Source organism: Rhodococcus sp. AD45-ID, assembly GCF_003023755.1.
Classification (GTDB): Bacteria; Actinomycetota; Actinomycetes; order Mycobacteriales; family Mycobacteriaceae; genus Rhodococcus_F; species Rhodococcus_F globerula.
In genome coordinates, this window is record NZ_PYHL01000003.1 from 152,953 (window position 1) to 167,442 (window position 14,490).

General features: G+C 60.9%; 14 protein-coding genes. 12 read left to right on the plus strand and 2 right to left on the minus strand.

The features are described 5' to 3' along the window. Positions 1–58: 58 nt before the first annotated feature. The 12 genes from C7T36_RS24795 (at position 59) to C7T36_RS24850 (ending at position 12,021) form a co-directional block, all read left to right on the plus strand. Positions 59–1,111, plus strand: a complete 1,053-nt coding sequence (locus C7T36_RS24795; RefSeq protein WP_045068413.1) for an acyl-CoA dehydrogenase family protein — start codon at positions 59–61, stop codon at positions 1,109–1,111. Continuing rightward, the gene (locus C7T36_RS24800) at positions 1,096–2,247 is read left to right on the plus strand and encodes an acyl-CoA dehydrogenase family protein (protein WP_045068414.1); all 1,152 of its coding nucleotides are present in this window, start codon (positions 1,096–1,098) and stop codon (positions 2,245–2,247) included. The genes C7T36_RS24795 and C7T36_RS24800 overlap by 16 nt, the downstream gene beginning before the upstream one ends. A 9-nt stretch (positions 2,248–2,256) precedes the next feature. Continuing rightward, positions 2,257–3,237, plus strand: a complete 981-nt coding sequence (locus tag C7T36_RS24805) for a bifunctional MaoC family dehydratase N-terminal/OB-fold nucleic acid binding domain-containing protein (protein WP_045068416.1) — start codon at positions 2,257–2,259, stop codon at positions 3,235–3,237. Beyond that, positions 3,234–3,665, plus strand: a complete 432-nt coding sequence (locus tag C7T36_RS24810; protein ID WP_045068418.1) for a MaoC family dehydratase — start codon at positions 3,234–3,236, stop codon at positions 3,663–3,665. The genes C7T36_RS24805 and C7T36_RS24810 overlap by 4 nt, the downstream gene beginning before the upstream one ends. Beyond that, a complete protein-coding gene (locus tag C7T36_RS24815) occupies positions 3,662–4,831 on the plus strand; it encodes a lipid-transfer protein (protein WP_045068420.1) in 1,170 nt (389 codons plus the stop codon). Before C7T36_RS24810 ends, C7T36_RS24815 begins: the two co-directional genes overlap by 4 nt. Before the next feature lie 73 nt (positions 4,832–4,904). Then, on the plus strand, positions 4,905–5,906 hold the full coding sequence (locus C7T36_RS24820; protein WP_045069626.1) for a helix-turn-helix transcriptional regulator: 1,002 nt from the start codon (positions 4,905–4,907) through the stop codon (positions 5,904–5,906). 154 nt (positions 5,907–6,060) lie between these two features. Further along, the gene (locus C7T36_RS24825) at positions 6,061–6,471 is read left to right on the plus strand and encodes a VOC family protein (RefSeq protein ID WP_033232525.1); all 411 of its coding nucleotides are present in this window, start codon (positions 6,061–6,063) and stop codon (positions 6,469–6,471) included. 122 nt (positions 6,472–6,593) lie between these two features. Further along, positions 6,594–7,787 (plus strand): serine hydrolase, encoded by a 1,194-nt coding sequence (locus tag C7T36_RS24830; RefSeq protein WP_084702897.1) that lies wholly within the window; start codon positions 6,594–6,596, stop codon positions 7,785–7,787. Between the two features lie 97 nt (positions 7,788–7,884). After that, positions 7,885–8,733: a mycofactocin-coupled SDR family oxidoreductase gene (locus C7T36_RS24835; protein ID WP_033232524.1), complete on the plus strand. Its 849-nt coding sequence runs from the start codon at positions 7,885–7,887 to the stop codon at positions 8,731–8,733. A 5-nt stretch (positions 8,734–8,738) separates the two neighbouring features. Next, entirely contained in the window at positions 8,739–10,193 is a 1,455-nt protein-coding gene (locus C7T36_RS24840) for an MFS transporter (RefSeq protein WP_239654759.1), read from the plus strand. 74 nt (positions 10,194–10,267) lie between these two features. Beyond that, positions 10,268–11,224, plus strand: coding sequence for a daunorubicin resistance protein DrrA family ABC transporter ATP-binding protein (locus C7T36_RS24845; protein ID WP_033232523.1), 957 nt, complete (start codon positions 10,268–10,270; stop codon positions 11,222–11,224). Then, positions 11,221–12,021, plus strand: coding sequence for an ABC transporter permease (locus tag C7T36_RS24850; protein WP_033232521.1), 801 nt, complete (start codon positions 11,221–11,223; stop codon positions 12,019–12,021). Before C7T36_RS24845 ends, C7T36_RS24850 begins: the two co-directional genes overlap by 4 nt. Here the strand turns inward: C7T36_RS24850 and C7T36_RS24855 are convergent. Continuing rightward, a complete protein-coding gene (locus tag C7T36_RS24855) occupies positions 12,011–12,817 on the minus strand; it encodes a putative protein N(5)-glutamine methyltransferase (protein WP_033232519.1) in 807 nt (268 codons plus the stop codon). The two genes, C7T36_RS24850 and C7T36_RS24855, sit on opposite strands and share 11 nt — an antisense overlap. A gap of 208 nt (positions 12,818–13,025) precedes the next feature. Further along, positions 13,026–14,477, minus strand: coding sequence for a rifampin monooxygenase Iri (gene iri, locus C7T36_RS24860; protein ID WP_045068423.1), 1,452 nt, complete (start codon positions 14,475–14,477; stop codon positions 13,026–13,028). Between the last annotated feature and the right edge of the window lie 13 nt (positions 14,478–14,490).

Genomic DNA, 14,490 nt, shown 5'->3' on the forward strand with positions numbered 1-14,490 from the left:
GGTCCCGTTGGTGATACAACTAGAACACGTTCTATATCGACGACGGGAATTTGCCAGCGTGGACTTCACCAGAGATGAAACCCAGGATGCGGTAGCCGAGGTGGCTACCGCACTCCTGGCCCGCGAACTACAGCCGGATGCCTTGTGGGCGGCCTTCGCCGAGGCGGATCTGCTCACGTTGGCGCTACCGGAGCGACTCGGAGGGGAGGGTCTGTCCGTCACCGACGTGGGCGCCTTGCTCACCGAAGTCGGCCGAGCGGCAGCGCCGATTCCAGCGCTGGCCACACTCGGATTCGGGGTGCTGCCCATAGTCGCGCTGGGCAGCGACGCCCAGCAGGACGAACTTCTGGCCGGTGTTGCCGCGGGACGGGTGTTCACGGCTGCCTTGGCTGAGCCGGGCCGCCAGTTTCCCGAGCAGCCAGCCGTTACGGCAAGGAAGACCGGTGAGAAGACCGGTGATCGGTACCGCGTCAACGGGACTGTGCTCGCGGTCCCCTTCGCTGCGAGTGCGCACCGCGTATTGGTTCCGACAGACGTCGGTGTTGTGTTGATCGACCCGAACTCGGCAGGTGTGACGCTTACACCGACGCCGAGTTCGTCCGGCAGTCCCGAGTTTGCGATCGTTCTCGACGACGCCACAGGTGAGCTGCTGGGCGCCGGTACGGAAGCCCTGCAGACGCTCTATCGCATCGCGTTGGCGAGCATCGGAGCTGTGGTCGACGGATTGGTTTCCGGAGCCGTGGATCTCACTGCTGCCCACATCGGATCCCGCGAGCAATTCGGTAAGCCGCTCGCGACCTTCCAGGCCGTCGCACAACAGATCGCCGACGCCTACGTCACGTCCCGGACACTGCACGTTGTGTCGCTGTCGGCATCGTGGCGCGTGTCGGAAGGGCTTGACGCGCAGTCCGATCTGGATGTGATGGCGTACTGGATAGCTCAGGAAGTTCCTGCGACCATGCAGGTTCTCCATCATCTGCACGGCGGTTTGGGAGTGGATGTCACCTATCCGCTTCATCGCTATTACGGGGCAGCAAAAGACTTGGCGCGCCTGCTCGGTGGCGCTTCGCATCGACTCGACCTCGTGGGGGCCCGGTGTTCATCGATCTGACCGACAGTCAGCGCGCGTTGCAGGCTGAACTTCGTCGTTACTTCTCGACTCTGATCTCGCCCGACGAGGCGAAGATCATGCGTACCGAACGGCACGGACCCACCTACCGCGACGTGATCCGCCGAATGGGCAAGGACGGGTGGCTCGGTGTCGGCTGGCCGGTCGAATACGGCGGGCGAGGCTTCGGCGAGGTGGAGCAGCAGATCTTTGTCAACGAGGCTGTGCGAGCAGATGTTCCACTGCCGTCGGTTACGTTGCAGACGGTCGGACCGACGTTGCAGAAGTACGGTAGCGAGGAGCAGAAGCAGAAGTTTCTTCCCGCCATCCTGGCCGGCGAAGTGCATTTTGCCATCGGATACACCGAACCTGAGGCCGGAACCGACCTTGCGGCTTTGCGTACCGGTGCCGTCCGCGCGGGTGACGAGTACATAGTCAACGGTCAGAAAATCTTCACCACCGGTGGACATGATGCGGACTATGTGTGGCTGGCTGTGCGAACGGGAGCAGCAGACTCGCGGCACCGGGGTATCTCGATCCTGATCATGGACACGAAGGATCCTGGGTACACCTGGACGCCCATCATCACCTGCGACGGCGCCCATCACGTCAATGCCACCTACTACGAGGACGTTCGCGTTCCGGTGAACATGCTTGTGGGCGAGGAGAATCAGGGCTGGCGCCTCATTACCACCCAGCTCAATCACGAGAGAGTCATGCTCGGACCAGCAGGCCGCGTCGGTGGCATCTACGATCATGTCTTCGACTGGGCTCGCCGCGAGAATCTTCTCGATCACACCGACGTGCGACGCACGCTAGGGGAGATCCACGCAACCTATCGACTGAACGAACTCCTCAATTGGCAGGTGGCATCGAGTGATTCGGACTCGGTTGATGTTGCCGACGCCTCCGCGACCAAAGTTTTCGCCACCGAGCGTATTCAGCGAGTCGGCCGCCTGGCCGAGGAGATTGTCGGTCGATACGGCAACCCTCTCGATCCGGAGACCGCTGATCTCATGGAGTGGTTGGACATGCAGATCAAGCGCAATCTGGTGATTACCTTCGGCGGCGGGGTCAACGAGGTGATGCGTGAACTGATCGCGACCGCCGGCTTGAAGCTGCCAAGAGTTCCGAGATAGGAATTGACTGTGTCAGATCCCATTCTTACTGCTGCAGAGCAGGTTCGCGCCGCCGGACCGAGCGCGCCACGCACCGGCCGAGATCCCGTAAACGTGCCGATGGTCCGCAACTGGGTCGAGGCGATCGGCGACAAGAACCCGATCTATGTCGATGAATCCGCAGCACTCGCCGCCGGGCATGGCGGGCTGGTCGCTCCGCCGGCCATGGCGCAGGTGTGGACGATGCGAGGACTGGGCGCTGTACGCGAATCCGATGATCCACTCGGCCGTATGACGGAGATCCTCGACGAAGCCGGCTACACGTCGGTCGTTGCAACCAACTGCGATCAGACCTACCACCGCTACTTGCGACCGGGTGAGGACGTGACGATCTCGTCTGTCTTGGAAGACGTTGTGGGGCCCAAGAAGACGGGCCTCGGTGAGGGCTGGTTCTTCACCACCCGAAGCCTGTGGCATGTCGGTGACGAATTGGTGTCCGAGATGATGTTCCGGATCCTGAAGTTTGCTCCGGCGGCCGGTGAGACGGTTCCATCGGATGTGCCCGAGGATCTGGATTCTTCTCGAATGCTGCGCCCCACGCCGTCTCTGGACACACAGTTCTTCTGGGACGGAGTTGCCGCGCACGAGCTTCGGATTCAACTGCGTCCCGACGGTAGCGTGCAGCACCCACCGGTGCCCGCGATCTGGAAGGACAAGTCGGCGCAGACCGACTACCTAGTGGCTTCCGGGCGGGGAACCGTATTCAGCTTTGTCGTCCATCATGCGCCCGCAGTGCCCGGTCGCTCTCTGCCGTTTGTGGTTGCACTCGTCGAACTACCGGAAGGCGTGCGTATGCTCGGCGAACTTCGAGGTGTCGCGCCTGTCGATGTCTCGATCGGGATGTCCGTCGAAGCAACGTATCTCGATTTTCCGGGAGATGAAGAGACTGGCGGAACTCCGTGGACTCTGTATGCGTGGGTACCGGTTTCGCAGCAGGAGGAAGCTCGATGACTTCGGTTTCGGACATCACTGTGGGAGAGCAGCTTCCGGCGTTGGAGATCTACGGCGACCCGACGTTTGTCGTGTCCGCCGCTTTGGCAACGCGCGATTTCCAAGACGTGCATCACGATCGCGACCTGGCGCAACAGCGCGGCTCGAAGGACATCTTTGTCAATATCCTCACCGACACCGGGTTGGTGCAGCGATTTGTCACTGATTGGGCGGGGCCCCGTGCCGTCATCACCTCGATCAAGCTCCGCCTCGGGGTGCCGTGGTACGCGTACGACACTTTGTCGCTCAGCGGAACCGTCACCAGCTTCGACGAGGCGCTGGTGACGGTTGCCGTGGTGGGCAAGAACAGTCTGGGTGATCACATCACCGCCCAGGTCATGCTGACATTTACCCCGCTGACTTCCACGACGGCCGGAGATATCGAATGAGTGCATTGTCGGGGAAAGCCGCAATCGTCGGTATCGGCGCGACGGATTTTTCGAAGGACTCCGGCCGAAGTGAACTTCGCCTGGCGGCGGAGGCCGTCCAAGCAGCTTTGGACGACGCGGGCCTGACCCCTGCCGACGTCGACGGGCTCACCTCGTTCACGATGGATACCAATACCGAAGTAGCCGTGGCACGTTCGGTCGGAATCCCGAACCTGAAGTTCTTCAGTCGCATCCACTACGGCGGCGGGGCTGCTGCGGCTACGATCCAGCAGGCTGCAATGGCTGTCGCGACCGGAGTCGCTGACGTCGTTGTTGCCTACCGTGCTTTCAACGAACGCTCCGGTGCCCGGTTCGGCCAGGTGAACTCCGGTCTTGTGGCACAGGTCAATTCATCGGGAACGGACAACGCCTTCTCGTACCCGCACGGATTGGGAACTCCCGCTTCGTTTGTCGCGATGGTGGCGCAGCGGTACATGCACGTCTACGGTGCGTCGAGTGAGGACTTCGGCCGCGTTGCCGTTGCTGATCGCAGGCATGCTGCCACAAACCCGAAGGCCTTCTTCTACGGAAAGCCGATCACACTCGAGGACCACCAGAATTCCCGGTTCATTGCCGAACCGCTACATCTACTGGACTGCTGTCAGGAATCCGACGGCGGTGTTGCCATCGTGGTCACCTCAGCCGAACGGGCCAAAGATCTCAAGAACACCCCGGCCGTCATCGCGGCCGCAGCTCAGGGCAGCGGGGCCGATCAGTACATCATGACCAGCTATTACCGTGACGGTCTGACCGGACTGCCGGAAATGGGGCTTGTGGGTGATCAACTCTGGGCGCAGAGCGGTTTGCGGCCGGCGGATATGCAGACCGCGGTTCTGTACGACCACTTCACGCCCTATGTGCTGATGCAACTCGAAGAACTCGGCTTCTGCGGTAGGGGAGAAGCCAAGGACTTCATCGCCGGTGGCGCGATCGAACTCGGTGGGAAGCTTCCGATCAACACTCATGGCGGTCAACTGGGCGAGGCATACATTCACGGGATGAACGGCATAGCCGAGGGTGTCCGTCAGATCCGCGGGACTTCCGTGAACCAGGTCGACGCTGCCCAGAACGTATTGGTCACTGCCGGTACCGGCGTGCCGACGTCGGGACTGGTTCTCACTCGGTAGGCATAGTCTCTCTGCTGTGTCGTTGTCCATCGGGACAGGTGACCCGATCCGGTTGTGGTGCGATACTCGGAACATGTTCGAGAATGCCTTGCTGATCGACGCGGCGGGTCGGCAGACCCAGCGGCACCACCAGGCCTTTTCTCAGGACTGGGACCGAATCAAGGAGTGGTCCGACAACATCTACATGCCGTATACGGTCACGCCCATCGGTAGTCGACTACGTCCGGCGTCAGACATGTATTCGGCTACCGTCGGTCGGATCGACGTCACCCGGTTCTGCTACGGCATTCCCGTCACGGTGGGTGAGTGTTCGCCCGAAGCAGGGAACATTCTGGTTCTGACGACGATTCGCGGGAACGGGCGGCATGCCCTTGGTGGGGGTTCGTCCGTGAATACCGCTGTCGGAGAAACGTTTGTGGCGGACTGCAGTCGTACGGACTACTTCGTGGAATTCGACGAGGATCATCTGCAGTTGAATCTGACTGTGCCGCATCAGCTTGTCGCCGATCATGCCCAACAGTGGTACGGGCGGGCGCCGGATGATCGTCTGTGGCAACACAAGTGCTCGATCGGTGGGCGCGGATCGAGCTGGCTGGCACTGATGGATTACGTGGTGCGGGCGGTCGCAGAGTCGCCCGAAGCCTTGTCGCGCGAGCGGTTGGGGGCGCGGGTGCAGGAACTGATCACTGCGCAACTGCTCGAGGAGTGGGCGGCGCAGGCCGGTATCGCACTCGGTGCGGGTATCGATTCTGCGGAGCCCGTGTATGTACGAGCGGCGGAGGAGTACATCGACACTTTCGCTCGTTCGGTTCCGACTGCCTCGGAGATCGCGGCTGCGGTCGGAGTCAGCGTTCGGGCACTCACCGCGGGCTTTCGCCGATACCGTGACACAACACCCGGCCAGTTGTTGCGGGAGCGTCGGCTTACCGGAGTGCGAAGTGAACTCCTGTTTTCGGACGGAAGAACAATTTCCGATATCGCCAACGCCTGGGGGTACGTCAACCTGGGCATTTTTGCCGCCGGATATCGGAAACGATTTGGGGAATTGCCGTCGCAGACCAGGTCGCGAGTCTGAACGTGTGGTCTTGGGGAAGTCGTGACACCCCGTTTGCCTCTCCGAGGATCTAGGTCGATCCGTTGTTTCTTGTCGGAACCTTCTGCAAGGATTGACGGTGAGAGTGACAGCAGGGCCCGGAACATCAATCAGACCTCGCATTAGGAGCTCAGTCATGGCATCTCGACTCAATCCGTACATCAGTTTCAACGGCGACGCCCGTGAAGCGATGGAGTTCTACAAGAGCGTTTTCGGTGGCACGCTCGCGCTGAACACCTTCGGTGAATTCGGACAAGAGGGCGCCGGCTCGGACAAGATCATGCACGCAATGCTCGAAACCGACGAGGGCTACACCGTGATGGGCTCGGATACTCCTCCCGGCATGCCATACAACCCGGGTGACAACATCACGGTCAGCCTCAGCGGCGACAACGGCGATGTATTGCGCGGCTACTGGGAGAAGCTGTCTTCCAGCGGAAACGTGTCGATGCCGCTCGAAAAGCAGATGTGGGGCGACGAGTTCGGAGCCTGCGTCGACAAGTTCGGAATTAACTGGGTCGTCAATATCGGTACTCCGCAGAGCTGAGTGATCCGGTCCCGTTCTGCCGAAATCAGACGGAACTTCTGCCGTTTCGAGGCAGAGCCGGGCATGTGATCGTCGTTACATTCTCTCTGACAGAAGAGTTTTCAGTCGGATGGAGAAGTGTGATGACGATCGAAGATGTTGCAGGAAAGGCTTTTTCGAAGGAGCGTTTCGACGGTCTGTTGGCAGATGCCGTGCGCGGACCCGCTGGCGTCCCCGGTGTAGTTGCCATGATCACCGATCGTGACGGCAACGTCTACGAGGGTTCCGCAGGCGAGCGCGCTGCAGGCTTCGGAGACCCGATGTCCACGGATTCGGTCTTCGCCCTGTTCTCGACAACCAAGGCCATCACCGGAACTGCGGTACTGCAGTGCGTCGAGGAAGGTTTGCTCGATCTCGACGCGCCGGCTGCCACGTACGTTCCGGAAATCGGTGAGCTGAAGGTTCTCGACGGATTCGGCAATCAGGGTGAGCCGATTTTGCGGGAACCGAAGCGAGAGATCACAACTCGCATGTTGATGCTTCACACAGCGGGATTCGGCTACGACTTCTTCAACGAGTCGTACAACCGCCTCTCGCAGGAACATGGTCAGCCCAGCGTGATCACCTGCACCAAAGCTGCGCTCACCACTCCGCTGCTTTTTGATCCGGGCGAGAAGTGGGAGTACGGAACCAACATGGACTGGGCCGGTCAGGTCGTGGAATCCATTCGTGGACAACGGCTCGGCGACGTGATGCGAGAGCGGATCTTCGAACCGTTGGAGATGACGGACACCGCATTTTCGATGACTCCGTCGATGAAGGACCGCCTTGCAACCATTCATCAGCGAGAAGCCGACGGAACGCTCACTCCGCTCGTGGGATTCGAACTGCCCGCAGAGCCCGAGGTGCACATGGGTGGACACGGGTTGCACGGCACCGTCGGTGACTACATGAAGTTCATCCGGATGTGGCTGAACGACGGTGCCGGCAGTCAGGGGCGGGTGTTGTCGCAGGAAACGGTGGCAGCAGCAACCAAGAACGGCCTCGAAGGCCAACATGTCGGTCTTCTGCCTGGCGTCATCCCGACATTGTCCAACGACGCCGAGTTCTTCCCCGGAGTGCCCAAGGGATGGGCGTATTCGTTCATGACAAACGAGGAAGTGGCTCCCACCGGGCGACCAGCGGGTTCACTCGCCTGGGCGGGACTGGCCAACCTCTTCTACTGGATTGATCGCCAAAGTGGCGTTGGTGGATTCTGGGCCACGCAGATCCTGCCGTTTGCAGATGCGGGTTCGGTTGGCGGGTACTTGGATTTCGAGTCGGCCGTGTATCGCTGACGGCAACAGCTCCCGCTGTTCGGGATCGGAGACGGGAACGCTTGGAGTTCGGAGTACTCATGCAGTAACGAATGTGTACAACGAACTAGGAGATGGCATGAACAGCCTCGAGGGTAGTTTCGAAGGCAAGGTTGCACTGATCACCGGTGCCGCTCGCGGGCAGGGACGAGCTCACGCAGTTGCGTTTGCCGAGCGCGGCGCCGACATCGTGATCTGCGATCGCTGCGAGAACAGCGACGCCGTCGCCTACCCTCTTGCGACCGAAGCTGATCTCGCCGAAACGGTGCGTCTCGTCGAGGCCACGGGGCGTCGTTGCATCGCGGTCAAGGCAGATACCGCCGACCGTGAGGCAATGGACGCCCTGGTGGCCCGCGCGGAAGCCGAGTTCGGCAAGGTCGACATCGCTGTTGCCAACGCCGGTGTATCCGTTCCAGCCCCCATTACGTCGATGACGTCGGCGCAGTGGAACGAAGTCATTTCTTCGAACCTCACGGGTGTTTTCAACACCGTCGCCGCCGTGTCCGGCGGAATGGCAAAGCGTGGTTACGGCCGTATCATCACGATCTCCTCGATGATGGGTCGATCCGGTGGCACTCAGATGGCCGCATACGGCGCCTCCAAGTGGGGTGTCATCGGGCTGACCAAGAGCGTGTCCCTCGAGCTCGCGAATTCCGGCGTCACAGTCAATGCGATTGCGCCGGGCAATATTTCGACGCCGATGATCCACAACGACATGATGTACCACATGATGCGTCCGGATCTCGAAGAACCGACCATGGCTGACGTCGAACCGGTATTCGCGACATTGCACGCGCAGCCCGTGGGGTGGCTTGATCCGTTCGAGATTACGCGCGTCATTCTGTTCCTCGCGGCTGATGCCAGTGCCCACATGAGTGGCATCGTTGTTCCTGTCGACGCCGGAGTCGCTGCTCGTTCGAACGCTTGACCACAGTGTCGTCCCGCCGACATGTGCGGGCGTCGTGGGTTGTCGGAGTCTTGAGTCTGAGCGGTGTGGTGGTCGCACTGCAACAGACTTTGGTTGTTCCGCTTCTCCCTGAGTTCGCGACGGCATTGGGAGTCTCCAACTCGACTGCGTCGTGGTTGGTGACATCAACTTTGTTGACCGGTGCCGTCGCAACTCCACTTATCGGCCGGCTTGCCGATATGTACGGCAAGCGGGCCATGATGTTGCTGTGTCTCGGTGTCATGGTCGTGGGCTGCTTGATTGCCGCGACCAGTCAGAGCTTCCTCGTTCTTGTACTCGGTCGATCGATGCAAGGATTTGCCTCGGCGTTGTTGCCCGTGGGAATCAGCATCATGCGCGACGCACTGCCGCCCGAAAAGCTCAGTGGTGCAGTTGCTCTCATGAGTGCGACCGTGGGTATCGGCGGAATGGTCGGCATGCCGATGGCAGGGGTGCTCTCGGCGCATTGGGGCCTGTCCTCGCTCTTCTGGGTGACCGGTGCCGTCGGAATTGCTGTCGCAGTTGTACTGCCTTTTGTCGTACCGGAATCGGCGGTGAAAAGCCGCGGACGCTTCGACTTCCTTGGCGCAATAGTCTTCACGGCGGCTATGACCAGCCTGCTTCTTGCCATCTCCAAGGGCACTGAATGGGGTTGGGGAAGCCCGGTCATTCTCGTGCTCATTGCGGCGGGAATTGTGTTGCTGAGTTCGTGGGTTCCGTGGGAACTGCGCGCGTCGGCGCCGCTCGTGGATTTACGAACATCGGTCCGCGCCCCGATCCTGGTATCGAATATCTGCGCGCTGCTGCTCGGATTTGCCATGTTCATCAGTTCCCTGGCTGCTACGCAGGAACTGCAGCTTCCCGCGGAATCCGGATTCGGATTCGGACTCGGGCTGTCTGCGTCAGCAGCGGGACTGGCAATGTCGCCGGGTGGGCTCTTGATGGTCCTCCTCGCGACGGTTTCACCTAAGGTCACTCGCCGCTGGGGGGCCAAGACAACATTGGCGACCGGTGCCATCGTCATCGCTTTCGGCTATGTCCTGCGTGTATTCCTCGCTCCGACGCTGTTCACCATCATTCTCGGCACAGCGATTGTGTCTGCAGGCGTCGCATTTGCCTTGGCGGCGATGCCCACGTTGATCACCGAGTCGGCTCCGCTCGACCAGACTGCTTCCGCGAACAGCGTCAACAGCCTGCTCCGTTCCGTGGGTACTTCGACCGGAAGTGCTGTCGCTGCTGCGGTGTTGGCCAGTTCGACCGTGTTGATCGGCACTGCGGTTGTGCCGACGCTGCATTCGTTCGAGGTTCTCTACTCGATCGGGGCGGGAGCTGCGCTCCTTGCTGCGGTAGTGACAGTCGCGGTTCGTGTCGAACGGAAAGGCGATGTTCATCGGGATCGCTCGGCAGAGAACGTTCAGTCCGGAGAAGCTGTCCGCGAGTAATTCCGTAGAAATCTGTCGGGGCTCTGCGTCACACTGGGGTCTCGGGTTGGATTCGTGCTGACGCGGGAGGACGCATGACCGGAGCGATTGTGGCCGAGGGACTGGTCAAGAAGTACGGCGAGCTGACGGCGTTGGGCGGCGTAGATCTGGAAGTGCGCGAAGGCTCGGTGATGGCACTTCTTGGACCCAATGGCGCGGGAAAGACTACAGCGGTTCGCATATTCACCACGCTGCTCACTCCTGACGCCGGCCGCGCCGAAGTCGCCGGGCTGGACGTCGTCCAGGATGCGCGGGCCCTGCGATCCAAGATCGGGGCGTCAGGTCAGTACGCCGCAGTCGACGAATACCTCACCGGGTACGAGAACCTCGAGATGGTCGGACGGCTGTATCACCTGGGAGCAAAGAAGAGTAAGGCGAGGGCGCGCGAGCTACTTGACCAGTTCGACCTGGTCGAAGCCGGTGATCGCCCGGTCAAGGGCTATTCCGGCGGTATGCGCCGACGCCTCGACCTGGCCGGTGCCTTGGTGGCCCGGCCGCAGGTTCTTTTTCTCGACGAACCGACAACAGGACTCGATCCACGAGCGAGGCTCGGCCTCTGGGATGTCATCGAAGGACTGGTGGCACAAGGCACGACACTGCTGCTCACGACGCAATACATGGAGGAAGCCGAAAGGTTGGCCGACCAGATTGCGGTGATCGACCGCGGTGTGGTGATCGCGCGTGGAACGTCCGATCAACTCAAGGCACGGGTTGGTGGCGAACGTATCGAACTGAGCGTGCACGAGAACGAACATCTCGACATCGTCCGGGAGGAATTGAGGGCGCTGGCCGTCGGGGAGATCCAGATTCAGGAGAACGTACGACGCATCACCGTGCCGGTCGACGACGGAACCGATGCATTGGTCACCGCCCTCAATCTGCTGTCGGCTCGCGGAATCAAAGTATTCGATGTCGGGTTGCGTCGGCCGACACTCGACGACGTTTTCCTCACGCTGACCGGGCACCAGGCTGAATTGGAGGACCAGAAATGACGGTGCAGATGGCACTCGAAGACGGCCTGACCATTGCCAAACGAAACCTGATCAAGATCAAGCGGGTTCCCGATCTTCTGGTGTTCACGACACTCTCGCCGATCATGTTCGTGTTGTTGTTCGCGTACGTGTTCGGCAGTGCGATCTCCGTTCCGGGGACGTCGTACCGCGAGTTTCTGATCGCCGGAATCTTTACGCAGACAGTTATATTCGGTTCCACCTGGACTGGTCTGGGTATGGTCGAGGATCTGCAGAAGGGGATCATCGACCGCTTCCGTTCCCTGCCCATGGCTCCTTCAGCAGTGCTGATCGGCCGCACGTCCAGCGATGTCCTGATCAACGTGATCAGCCTGGTGGTCATGTCGATCACGGGTCTGCTCGTGGGGTGGCGCATTCACTCCAGTTTCTTCGAAGCGCTGGCCGGGTACCTACTTCTCTTGTTGTTCGCGTACGCGTTGTCCTGGGTCATGGCAGTGGTCGGCCTGTGGATCAGGACGCCGGAAGTGTTCAACAACGCCAGCTTCGTCGTCATTTTCCCGCTCTCGTTCATCGCGAATACATTTGTCGAAACCACCAACCTGCCAGGGCCTTTGAAGGTGATCGCGGAGTGGAATCCGGTGTCGGCCGTGACTCAGGCGGTGCGCGAGCTTTTTGGCAACACCAACCCCGCCATGACCGTTCCCGATGCATGGCCACTGCAGAATCCGATTCTCGCGTCGCTGTTGTGGACGGCCGGCTTGCTGATTGTCTTCGTGCCGTTTGCAATCCGTCGATATCAGAAAGCCGTCAGTAGGTGACTCGTGCTGCGGGTTTGGTGCCGGTCACCACTGTCGAGGAGGTGGCATCGTGTGCGGAAATTTTCACGAGAAGTCCTCCGTGAGTGAATGATTCCACGGTGCGGTCCACCTGTTCGTTGCTTGTTTCGACAAGCAGGTGCCCGCCGGGTTTGAGCCACGTCGCTGCCTCGTCGGCAATCCTTCGTTGGATATCGAGTCCGTCGACACCGCCGTCGAGGGAGACACGGGGTTCGTGGAGTCGCGCTTCGGGTGGCATGAGACGGATCGAATCGGTGGGGACATACGGTGCGTTTGCCGCTATGACGTCGATCCGTCCGCGGAGTTGGGTGGGCAGCGGATCGTAGAGATCGCCAGCGAGAACCTGGCCAGGCGCGGCGATGTTGCGCCGTGCGCAATGAACCGCAGCGGGTTCGATGTCGATGGCGTACAACTCGATCGCCGGGACGTTCGCCTGGAGTACCGCCCCGACTGCACCCGAGCCGCAACAGAGATCAACGGCAACACCGCCAGGGGCAGTCAACGAACATGCCTGCCTGGCCAAGAACTCAGTGCGTCGGCGTGGCACGAATACCCCGGGTTCCAGCACTATTCGCAAACCGCAGAATCCTGCCCAGCCGACAATGATCTCGAGTGGTTCGCCGGCCACCCGCCGAGCGATCATGACGTCAAGCTCGGCGGGGGATTGTGCGGCATTCAGTAGAATTCGCGCTTCGTCCTCGGCAAAAACACATCCTGCGCGGCGCAGGACGTCGGTGGTGGATTTTTGCCGAGGACGAGAGTGCATCGGTGCGGACATAGGAGAGTGCCTTTCGGGAATTACCGTATGGGCGCTCTCGACCGCTACCGGAAGCTGAACGGAGGAGGCGGCGCCACTACTGACCTAGCGGTAATGGGACTCACCTCCTGAGTGTCTGCGTATCGACTGTGTCTGCATGTCGACCTGCGCGTATTGAACGTCGATACTCTATCGAATCATGGTCGTCTGCGCGCGCCATTAAGCGCATTCACTGTGAACTCGGCGGGGATTTCCGGGTTGTCGAGCGGCCGAACCATCTGTTCAGACGGGTGTCCAACTCTGACTGTTCGTCTCCAACCCAGGCCACATGGCCGTCGGGACGAAGCAACACGGCGGGAGCATCCAATTCGGTACTGGTGTCGACGATGTGGTCGACGCGATCGCTCCATCCATCGACCGACAGTTGACCACCCTGGTCGATCAGCAATCCGCGGCCGGAGTGCATCAGGTCGTAGAGGTTGCCGCGGGTCAACGCGATGTTCTTCAGCCGCCGGCCTAGTAGGTCATGGTCGTCGCCGAAGTCGTAGCGAATCGAGATCGCCGTGATCTTCTCGGTCAGGTAGCGGTTGACGTCGTCGAAATCCATCAGCTCGGAGATCAAGCGCCGCACAGCTTGTGGGCCCGCTGCGGTGGAGATCAACTCCGCCTGTGCGCGCGTGTTGTCCAGTACGTCGGAGGCCACCGGACGCCGTTCGGATTCGTAGGTGTCGAGCAGGCTTTCCGGTGCCCATCCGTTGATCTCTGCGGCGAGCTTCCAGCCGAGGTTGAACGCGTCCTGGACGCCGAGGTTCAGACCCTGCCCGCCCATCGGCGGGTGGATATGTGCGGCATCGCCTGCGAGAAATACCCGGCCACGGCGGTAGTGATCGGCCAAACGTGTGGCGTCACCGAAGCGCGAGAGCCAACGCGGCGAGTGCACCCCGAAGTCCGTGCCGGCGATGACACGTAGCTGTTGTTTGATGTCGTCGAGGGTGGTCGGGACGGCACGACCGTCGGCAACATCGGCTGCGGGCACCACGACGCGATGAGCACCATTTCCGGCGGGACCGATTCCGAATCGCTTGTGAGTTTCGCGGATCTTGGCGACGACGGCTGCCAGTTCGTCCGCCGGCATGGCTACGTCCATTTCGCCGATCAACGTGTCGGCCGTCGACGGCTCGCCGGGGAACCCGACGTCGATCAGCTTGCGCACGGTGCTGCGCCCACCGTCACAGCCGACTAGGTAGCGCGCCTGAAGTGTTGTGCCGTCGTCTAATTCGGCAGTTGCGCCGTTGTGGTCTTGCCGGACCGCGACGACGCGCTTCCCGCGCCGAATGTCCGCGCCGACTTCGGTGGCGTGTTCGGCGAGAATCCTGTCGATCTCGGGCTGGGGTATGCCCAGTACGTAACCGTGCTCGGTATCCAAGTAGGTGGGTGCGGGTTTGGAAATGCCCGCGAAGAATCCGCCGAGTGGATACTTTCGGCCGTGTGCGAGGAATCTGTCCAGCAGTCCGCGCTGCTCCATGATCTCGATACTGCGCACATGGATGCCGAGGGCGCGGACAAACGGAGTCGGCTGCTCGGCCTTGTCCAGCACCACGACGTCGACACCCTGAAGCCGGAGCTCACCCGCCAGCATCAATCCGGTTGGTCCGGCACCGACAACGATGACGTCACTCATGTAGACCCCTCCT